Genomic DNA, 8883 nt, shown 5'->3' on the forward strand with positions numbered 1-8883 from the left:
CGTGGACAGCACACGGTCCGGCGGCCATTTCACGACTGGCCGCCGGACCGTATCGTCTTCACTCAAGAGCCCCTGATGGTGCGGCCGTTGGTGAACGAGCCACCGAATGGCGGCTGCGGTTCCGGGTCTGTCATGGGGAGGTGAGGTCGTCGAACTCGCCGTCCTTGATGCCCGCGAACAGGGCTCGGATCTCGTCCACCGTCCATACCGACGGCGGCTTGCCGAGGTCGGCGTCATCGCGCAGCAGGACGTGCGACCCCCATCGGGCGAATTCGGGGCAGTTGCCCGAGTCCCCGCTGTGTGTCGACTTGCGCCAGGTCAGTGCGGTCTGGTCGAAGGAGGACGGATCGGGCTTGGGCGTCACGAGAGCTCCTTGAGCATTTGTTCGAACAGGGTGCGTGTGGCCTCGGGCGTCAGGGCCCGGGGGCAGGCCCTCGTTGTGCACGCGGCCTCTGGCCGCCGCCCACCCGGAGACCCACGCGGCGAACTGCACGATGACGATCCGAAAGCCGATCATCGGTCGACCCGAAAGCTCCTGCATCACCAGGCAGGACGACAACTCGCCCAGCAGGGAACCCCCCGGCCCGAGTGCCGCCACCCGCCGCGAGCGAGCCTGTGCCCCGTAGGCGACCAGGACCGCGAGCATCCACACCGCCAGGAACCACGGTGTCGCCATCAGCGGCGGCAGCACGGACGTGGCGACCATCGCGGCGAGCGGCGTGAACCGGCGCAGCACGAATGCTCCCGCGAAGAGCCGGATCGCCACGAACACCACCGGCACGGGCAGGCATCCGTGCCACGTCAGCGTGGAGACACCCAGCGACAGGACCACGCCCAGCGCGCCGGCGATCGCCACGTCCACGGTCACGAGCAGCCGGCGACGCGGCCCTGCTACGAGGTGTACTCCTGCGGCGTCGTCGAGTTCACGCATCGACGCTACGCGCGCGAGCAGGACGTGACTTCTGTCTCCGGGCCACCCTTCGCATCGTCCTCAGGTCGCAGCCACGCCCCGCCATCCCCCGCGCGACAGACCCGCCATGGTCTGTCACCCGCCGGACGCGCCCGGGCCCGGCGAGTTGCGAGGTTCGAGAGGTCGAACCCGCGTCGCCCTCCCACCGACTTCCCCATCTACCCCGCCGGCTTTCCGCCACCCGCCCGCCGACACGGAAGGAAGTGATCCCGATCGTCACGACCGATCACCCATGCCGCGCCGAGACCCCGGCCTCCGCGCCCGTCCGCGAGCCGGCGCGGGCCACCGGCCGGCTCCGTCGCGCAGTGGGCGGTGGTCCCGCGCCCTGCTGCTGGCGATCGCCTACCTGTTGGCCGCGAGTGTGGTCACGGCCGTCCAGACCTGGGTACTCGGGCCGGCAGACCGCGCCGCACCGGTCGACTGGGCCTCGACCAACCTCACCAACCTCCGCGGCCGACCGATCGAGTCACTGGCCGCCTCGGCATTCGTACTCGAACCCGAACGCTGGTCGCACCTCGCCGTCACCGGCCTCGCCCTGACTCCACTGACCGACCGCTTCGGCAATCGCCGAGCCACCCTGACCGCGACCACGGGACACGTGGCCGGCACGGCGGTCGGCCAGGGCCTGTTCGCCGCCCGGATCTCCCTCCACCACGCCCCGACCGACCTCCGCGACATGTCGGACGTCGGCCCGTCCCGCCTGGTGATCGCGGCACTGGCAGCGAGCCCTGACCGGCCGACGACGGCTGACCCGTGCCCCGGCGATCACCCTCCCGGCATGGCACGCACTCGCCTGGCCGGAGGGCATCACGCACGCGAACGTCACCGAAATCGGCCACCTGACCACCTGCCTCACCGGCGCCCTCCTCGGCGGCGCCCCGACACTCCGGAGCCGGGCCCGCCCGGCCAACTCCGGTGCGGCGGGCCCGCTTCGGCACATGCGCCTGCGCAGGGACAACGCCGGCCCTCAGCCGAATTCGCCACGAGTTTGACCGCCCAGGGATACACCACCAAGCTCGAAGCCGTGGTGGCGGTTGCCGCCGCCGTTGCCGTTGTTGCCTCCGCCCCGCCGGGGTCGAGGATGGCGCCGATGTCGATCGGGTACCGAACCCACCGAATCCCGGGGCCCGTACGGCCCCGGGACGGCGAGCCGGCACCGCACCGGGTCGACCCGGCCGGGATCACCGGTAGCCGTAGTCGGCCCAGTTGTCGATGACGGTTTGTTGCAGTTCTCGGGGATAGGAGCCGCGGAAGGATGCCGTCGTGCCGCGGGTGGTGCCGTGGAACTGTTCCGGGAGGAGGCAGCTGCTGATCGACTTGCCGCCCCTGCCGGAGCGGACCTCTTCGGGGGTCAGATAGGGCACCATCGGGATGCCGGGGGCCTCGGGGAAGTTGTACTCGCCCGTACCCGGGTGGTAGCGGGTGGCCATGGCCCAGACGACCTGGTCGATGTCGGTGACGTCGATGTCGTCGGCGACGAGGACGACCTTGGGCACCAGCCAGCCGACGTGCGAGGCGAACAGGACGTCGGCCACCGCCCGCACCAGCTTCGCCTCCGTGGTGCGCATCTCGCGCAGACGCCGCAGGTCGACGGAGACCACCATCCAGCAGCCGGCCGCCTCGTAGGAGCACCAGGCCAGATCGACCGGCAGACCCGCGGAGCGCAGCAGGTCCAGGGCCGCGGCGGAGATCATCGTGCCCCAGACGGTGTGATTCTCCTCCGGCGGCAGGCCGGCGGCGCAAACCGGCAGAATCGGGTCGTCGCGGTGGGTCACCGCCTCCACGTGGAAGACCGGCTGCGGCTTGCTCTCCGAAAACGCGTACCCGTGGTATTCGCCCATCGGGCCCTCCGGCGCCGTCTCGTCACGGCTGAGGTATCCCTCCAGCACGATCTCGGCGTTGGCCGGTACGTACAGGCCGTTCGTCTCGGTCCGCACCACTTCGACCGGGCTGCCGGTGAGCGCGCCGACGTAGCCGCCCTCGTCGACGTGCGCGGGCAGGGGCATGCCGGCGGCGGCCAGGGCGGCGGGCGGTGCCCCGAGCACCATGGCCCAGGGCGTGTGCTCGCCCCGCGCGCGCCACATCTGGTGGATCATGCCGATGTGCTGCTGCGGCATCGCGGGACCGACCAGGGTGTTGCGGTCGTGCAGCATGGTGCGGGCGACGGACCAGCTGGTCCACTCGCCGTCGGGGCTGCGCACGACGTGGAAGCCGTACGTCCCGAAGTACGGTCCGCCGTCCTCCTGGTGCAGCAACGGCACGGGGAACTCGTCCAGGTCGACCGCGTCCCCCGTCCGAATGTTCTGCTTGCACGGCGAATCGGCGACCACGACCGGCGGGAGCGGCGCCGCGTGCATGGCGCCGACCAGCTTCTCGAGGATGTCGCGCGGGCGGGCCCGGCGCGGCAGGCCGAAGTGCGCCGCGAGCCTGCCGTACTCCTGTGCGCCGGGTGTGCCGAGCCCGGCCGGCGCGCCGAGGATCCGAAAGCCGGGCGCCGCCCCGACGAGGGAGCCGAACAGGGGCGCCGGCGACCGCGTTTCGTATGCCCGTCGGGTGATCGCCCCCACCTCGAGGTGAGGATCGACGGCGCGGTCGATCGCCACGGCGTCCCCGGCGGCGAGGAGTTCGTCGACGAAGTCGCGGAAGTCGACCGCGGGGCCGTGCTGGGTCATGGGAAGGGGTCCCTTCTTCATCGGGTGTGTGGTGCCGGCCGGTACCGGATCGACGGTCGGCGGGGGCCGGCTTCCCGCTGCGGTGGCCGAGCGGGGTCAGGCGGCGGACGTGCCGTTGCGCGCAGCCCGCATTCCGGCCCAGCGACGGGCCGCGGGAGCGGACCGGCCGAGCTGATCGAGGACTCGGGAGGCGATGTGGTCGACGATGTCGTCGACCGTCTCGGGGCGGTTGTAGAAGGCCGGCATCGGCGGCACGATCGCTGCGCCCGCACGCGAGAGCGCGAGCATGTTCTCCAGATGGATCTCGCTCAGCGGCGTCTCCCTCGGCACCAGCACCAACGGCCGGCGCTCCTTGAGCACCACGTCCGCGGCCCGTCCGACGAGCCCCTCCGAGTAACCGGCGCGGATTCCGGCGAGGGTCTTCATGCTGCAGGGCACGATCACCATGCCGTCGGTACGGAAGGAACCGGAGGAGATGCTCGCACCCTGGTCCTCCGGGCCGTGCACGACGTCCGCCAGTTCGGCCACCTCGCGTACGGACCGGCCGGTCTCCAGTTCGATGGTGGTGCGGGCCCAGCGGCTGAGCACCAGATGCGTCTCCATGTCCGGGTCGGCGGCCAGGAACTCGAGCAGCCGGATGCCGAGTACGGCGCCGGTCGCGCCCGTCATTCCCACGATCAGTCGCATGCGGTTCGCTTCCCTGGGTTCGGTCCGGCCGCCGGGCGCCACGCACCGATGCCGGAGTGTTTCGGTCATGGTTCGACCGGCCCCCGGAAAACCGTTCGCGATCGTTCCGCAGCTCACGCTAGGCGTCGCTGGTGTCCGAGAAGCGATAGTCTCGGACACATCATGGGCAAAAACGGACACACCGACGGTGTTGCGGAAATCCCTTTCCCCTCCACACCGGGCGGGCCGCCCGGGGTGGAGGTCTTCGACCTCCCGGGCTGGACCGAGCGCATCGGCCGACACGGCATGGGGGCGTACGTGCCCGTCCGACCCGCCTTCCACGTGCTGATCACGGTGCGCACCGGTCGACTGCCGTGCGCGGTGGACCTCACCGACTGTGTGGTGGACAGCGGATCCTGGCTGTGGGTGCGACCGGGACAGGTGCTCCGGCTCCGATCCGGACCCGCTGCGCAGGGCACGGTCGTCGTCTTCCAGGCCGGCTTCCTGGACGCGGCCACCGTCGCGGCCGCCCACCTCGACCGACGGGCCTGGCGGCTTCCGCTCGCCCCCGTACCCGAGGCCCAGGCGCCGGTGCGCGACACCTTGGAGATGCTCACGAGCGAGTACCACCGGCTGGGAGACCTGCCGCTGGAGGTGCACGTCGACGTCGTCCGCCACCTGCTCGCCGTCCTCGTACTGCGGCTGGCCCACCTACCGGGCGGCCTGCGCAACCCGACCGCGGGAGACCTGACCTTCCGCCGCTTCCAACGCGCCGTCGAGGAGGGCTTCGGCCACACCCACCGGGTGGAGGACTACGCCGCGCGACTGGGCTACAGCGTCCGCACCCTGACCCGTGCGAGCACCGCCGCCGTCGGGCTGGGAGCCAAGGCCTTCATCGACGACCGCATCGTACTGGAGGCCAAACGGCTGCTCCTGCACACCGAGTTGCCCGCCGGTGCGATCGGGGACCGGCTCGGGTTCCCGAACTCTTCGGTCTTCACCAAGTTCTTCCGCCATCGCACGGGCGAGACCCCGGCCGGCTTTCGGGCCCGCGCCCACGGCAGCGGGACGTAGCGGTACGAGCACCTCGCCACGACCGGGCCGCGACAACACCACCTCGCGTCCCGCTCCGCGCCCAACGCCGTCACCACGATCCCGGCACCACGCCAACCCCCCACGCCGACGACGCCGACCAGTTTCACCGCCGAGCCCGCCCATGGCCCCGAGAGCATGGACGGCGACCCGGGGTAAAGCCCGTGGTTCGTCGTCCTTTTGATCGAGATCGCCGTGGTGGCCGCGACCACGGCCCTGGGATTCGCGTTAACCGTGAAGGGACCTGCGGCAATCGCGGGTGCCTCCCCGCTCACGGGGGCCGCCGCCGTCCGAGGTCTTCCCATCCGGACGCACGCGGCGGCGAATCACAGGCTCGCCATGGGCGTTCACAGGCGCATGGCCTCGACGAATGTTCGGATCCGACGATCCGACACATGGAACGGAAACGCCGTGCGACGCATCCTTCTCATCGCCAGTGGCAACAACGGCCTGACCCAACGCGCCGACCTGGCTCTTCGGGCGGCCGGCCACAAGGTGCGACTCGCCGTGGTCGCCGATGAGTCGGACATTCTGCAGGCAGTCGCCCCGGCGGATTTCGAAGTCGTCATCTGCCCGTTCTTGAAGACGCGCATCCCGTCGTCCGTCTGGAAGGCCTGGCCCACGGTCGTCATTCATCCGGGCGCGGTCGGCGATCGCGGACCTTCCTCGTTGGACTGGGCCATTGCCGACGGTGAGCCGCTCTGGGGCGTGACAGCACTGTCGGCCGTGGAGGAAATGGACGCGGGGCCCATCTGGGCGACGCGCACGTTCCCGATGAGTGAACCTCCGGCACGCAAGTCGGCCGTGTACAACGGGCCCGTCGCCGACGCGGCCGTCGCATGCGTTCTCGAGGTCGCCGAGAAGGCCGGGGATCCCGCCTTCCTCCCCGTGCCGGCAGAGCGATACCCGAGGGCGGTGCCGTCGGCTCGCCTGCGCCCGGCGATGTCACAAACGGACCGCGCGTTCCGGTGGGACTCACCGGGGCCGGACATCGTGCGATCGATCGCGGCGGCGGACGGGTTCCCGGGGGTGCTCGCGAACATCGGTTCCGGGTCCGCCTACCTCTACGACGCGCGCTTGGACGGCCCGGTCGCCGGAGCACTCCCCGGCACGATCGTGGCACGGCACCACGAAGCCGTGCGCGTGGCGGCCCGGGACTCCAGCGTATGGATCGCACACATGCGCGCCAGGACCGAACGCACGGCCCGTGCCTGCAAGCTTCCCGCACTGCAAACGCTGGCGCGCGGCGATTACGGCGTGGACGTCGCGGCCCTGCCCGAAGCGACGTGCTCGCCGTACACCGATATCGAGTACCGCCGTGAGGGCGACATCGGATACCTCACGTTCGACTTCTACAACGGTGCCATGAGCACACGCCAGTGTGGGCGACTCCTGTCGGCGCTGCGCGAGGCAACGGCCCGGGACACCAAGGTGCTGGTGCTGCGGGGCGGTTCCGAGTTCTTCTCCAACGGCATCCATCTCAACGTCATCGAGGCCGCCGCTCGACCGGCGTTGGAGGCGTGGCTGAACATCACGGCCATCAACGCCGTCTGCCGCACCATCCTCACCACCACCGGACAGGTCCTCGTCGCGGCGTTCGAGGCCAACGCGGGCGCGGGCGGTGTGATGCTTCCTCTGGGGGCCGACGTGGTCGTCGCCCGGCCGGGCATCGTGTTGAACCCGCACTACGCGACCATGGGACTGAGCGGCTCGGAACTGCACACCTACACTCTGCCCCGGCGCGTCGGCGACGCGACGGCCCGACGGCTCACCACCGACTGCAGGCCGATCGATGCGCAGACCGCGCTCGCCATCGGCCTCCTCGACCGCATCGGCCCCGCCGGGAAAGCCGACTTCGACGGGTGGTTGGCCGATCTGGCCCGGGCGGAAGTCGAAACACACGAGCAGACCATCGACACCAAACGCAAGACCCTGTCCGTCGACGGCGCCCTCAAGCCGGTCGCCGCGTACGAGGCCGAAGAACTCGAGGCCATGGCCTACGACATGTTCGCGGACCGCCAAGGCTTCGCGCACAAGCGCCACCGCTTCGTCTTCAAGCTCTGAGAGGGCGTCTCATTCATGTTGATTCGCCCTTGATGAGCCAGTACGCGCCTCGCCAGGTCTGGGTGGTTTCGCCGGTGACGCGTTCGAGCAGGTTGTCGATCATCGCGATGCGGATGTGGGCCTGCGAGCCGGCCGGGAGTACTTCGTAGTCCCTTGCCGGGCGGCGGTGGACCATGAGCCGGCCCAGGGATCGTTCGACGACCCATCGACGTGGGAGCACGTGGAAGCCCTTGACGTCGGCGTTGCGGGCGACGGTTTGACGTTGATGCCGAGCTGGGCGGCGTGCTCGACGACTCTGTTGCGGAAGCGGGTGTCGGCCCGGGCCGCTGCGAGTTGCGGGTGGGCCGCCTTGGCCTGGTCGAACAGCGGATGCCGATGGCGTTGTCCGAAACGCCGGCCGCGGTGACGATCACGGCGAGCAGCAGGCCGAGGGTGTCGGTGACTCCACGACGGTCTTCAGCCAACGCAGCAGGAGGTGGTTTGAAGCCTCCCTCCGCCGGGCGGCTCCGAGGGGCCAGAAAACGCCCAGGGGCGGACGAAAGCACGGGGCGGCGCAAGTCCGTGTCGTGCTGCCTGCAGCGGGACACCCTCGCAAGAGTCTGGCGTCTGCTGCCCCCGCGCATCCGCGCGCTCAGGCAACCGGAGCTCGACCGCACCGACGAACGATTTCGACAGGCGACGATTCCCTGGCCCGGATGCTCCGAGGACGAAGCCGGCTGGTGGAATCGACGCGTTCCCCGCCTCTTGGACGTGGAACGCTCCTTGCACCGCGAGGGCGACTGGCCATTGGGTTGGGAAACGATGCCGTTCCCCAAGCCGGATACCGTCGAAATCGCCGTCTGGGGATGAGGTCGCCCGAACACGGCCCGATTCACCAACAGTTCGGAGAAGCGTGCATCCGCTGCCCCGTCCTGCGGCCCGACCCCGAGCAGGTGCCCAGGCTGGAGGAGATCCGCGCCAACCCGGTCGACCGCCTCCAGGAGGCCAAGGAACAGGGCTGGCTCGGTGAGGTCGCGGCGATCGAGGCAAGCCTCGCCGCCGCCGTGCAGAAGCTCACCGCGATGCGCGACGTGTCTGCCCGGCACATCACCGTGCACCTCGGGATGCCCGACTTCCGAACCAGCGCAGGCCGTCTCAGCTCCGACCCGCCCGGCGGCTACCGAGGTTGGATGCGTGATGTCGCTGGTCGAAGTCTTGAAGTGCGAAGACGAGGGTTCGCCGCGCGCGGCATCATGCGAAGCTCACCAGAGACGGACTCTCCCGGATGGGTCGTGCGGCGTGTTGGCCTGGCTCCTGAGGGAAGCCCCCACTTCGCGGAGCTGCGCTAGTAGTGCTTTGTTAGATGTGGTTCCCATGTGTGCTGTTTTGGGTGCATGGTGGGAGGGTGGATCTCGGGGATGTGGAGCGTCTGCGGGAGGA

7 protein-coding genes and 1 pseudogene are annotated in these 8883 nt (G+C 70.1%); 4 read left to right on the plus strand and 4 right to left on the minus strand.

The features are described 5' to 3' along the window. Positions 1-130 precede the first annotated feature (130 nt). On the minus strand, positions 131-931 hold the full coding sequence (locus ACFZBU_RS40640) for a DUF397 domain-containing protein (RefSeq protein ID WP_391588798.1): 801 nt from the start codon (positions 929-931) through the stop codon (positions 131-133). Between the two features lie 271 nt (positions 932-1202). Here ACFZBU_RS40640 and ACFZBU_RS40645 point away from each other — a divergent pair, with 271 nt between their 5' ends. Beyond that, the gene (locus ACFZBU_RS40645) at positions 1203-2186 is read left to right on the plus strand and encodes a rhomboid-like protein (RefSeq protein WP_391588799.1); all 984 of its coding nucleotides are present in this window, start codon (positions 1203-1205) and stop codon (positions 2184-2186) included. On the opposite strand, the gene ACFZBU_RS40650 is transcribed toward ACFZBU_RS40645, so the two are convergent. Both ACFZBU_RS40650 and ACFZBU_RS40655 read right to left on the minus strand, forming a co-directional pair. After that, the gene (locus ACFZBU_RS40650; RefSeq protein ID WP_391588800.1) at positions 2152-3642 is read right to left on the minus strand and encodes a UbiD family decarboxylase; all 1491 of its coding nucleotides are present in this window, start codon (positions 3640-3642) and stop codon (positions 2152-2154) included. The genes ACFZBU_RS40645 and ACFZBU_RS40650 overlap by 35 nt on opposite strands. Positions 3643-3738: 96 nt before the next feature. Further along, positions 3739-4329 (minus strand): non-oxidative hydroxyarylic acid decarboxylases subunit B, encoded by a 591-nt coding sequence (locus ACFZBU_RS40655; RefSeq protein WP_391588801.1) that lies wholly within the window; start codon positions 4327-4329, stop codon positions 3739-3741. Positions 4330-4491: 162 nt separating this feature from the next. Here ACFZBU_RS40655 and ACFZBU_RS40660 point away from each other — a divergent pair, with 162 nt between their 5' ends. Then, complete coding sequence (locus ACFZBU_RS40660; protein ID WP_391588802.1) at positions 4492-5382, plus strand: helix-turn-helix domain-containing protein; 891 nt, start codon at positions 4492-4494, stop codon at positions 5380-5382. A gap of 198 nt (positions 5383-5580) precedes the next feature. Further along, positions 5581-7464: an enoyl-CoA hydratase-related protein gene (locus ACFZBU_RS40665; protein ID WP_391588803.1), complete on the plus strand. Its 1884-nt coding sequence runs from the start codon at positions 5581-5583 to the stop codon at positions 7462-7464. Between the two features lie 13 nt (positions 7465-7477). Here the strand turns inward: ACFZBU_RS40665 and ACFZBU_RS40670 are convergent. After that, positions 7478-7916: pseudogene (locus tag ACFZBU_RS40670) on the minus strand (IS5/IS1182 family transposase); the annotation flags it as partial. A gap of 480 nt (positions 7917-8396) precedes the next feature. Between ACFZBU_RS40670 and ACFZBU_RS40675 the strand changes: the two are divergent. Then, positions 8397-8792, plus strand: coding sequence for a hypothetical protein (locus ACFZBU_RS40675; protein ID WP_391588804.1), 396 nt, complete (start codon positions 8397-8399; stop codon positions 8790-8792). Positions 8793-8883 lie beyond the last annotated feature (91 nt).

The sequence above is a fragment of the Embleya sp. NPDC008237 genome (assembly GCF_042956465.1).
GTDB lineage: Bacteria > Actinomycetota > Actinomycetes > Streptomycetales > Streptomycetaceae > Embleya.

Excerpts from the sequence above, each read along its gene's own strand:
- ACFZBU_RS40640 (WP_391588798.1), bottom strand. The coding sequence starts at position 931 with ATGCGTGAACTCGACGACGCCGCAGGAGTACACCTCGTAGCAGGGCCG.
- ACFZBU_RS40645 (WP_391588799.1), top strand. The coding sequence starts at position 1,203 with ATGCCGCGCCGAGACCCCGGCCTCCGCGCCCGTCCGCGAGCCGGCGCG.
- ACFZBU_RS40650 (WP_391588800.1), bottom strand. The coding sequence starts at position 3,642 with ATGACCCAGCACGGCCCCGCGGTCGACTTCCGCGACTTCGTCGACGAA.
- ACFZBU_RS40660 (WP_391588802.1), top strand. The coding sequence starts at position 4,492 with ATGGGCAAAAACGGACACACCGACGGTGTTGCGGAAATCCCTTTCCCC.
- ACFZBU_RS40655 (WP_391588801.1), bottom strand. The coding sequence starts at position 4,329 with ATGCGACTGATCGTGGGAATGACGGGCGCGACCGGCGCCGTACTCGGC.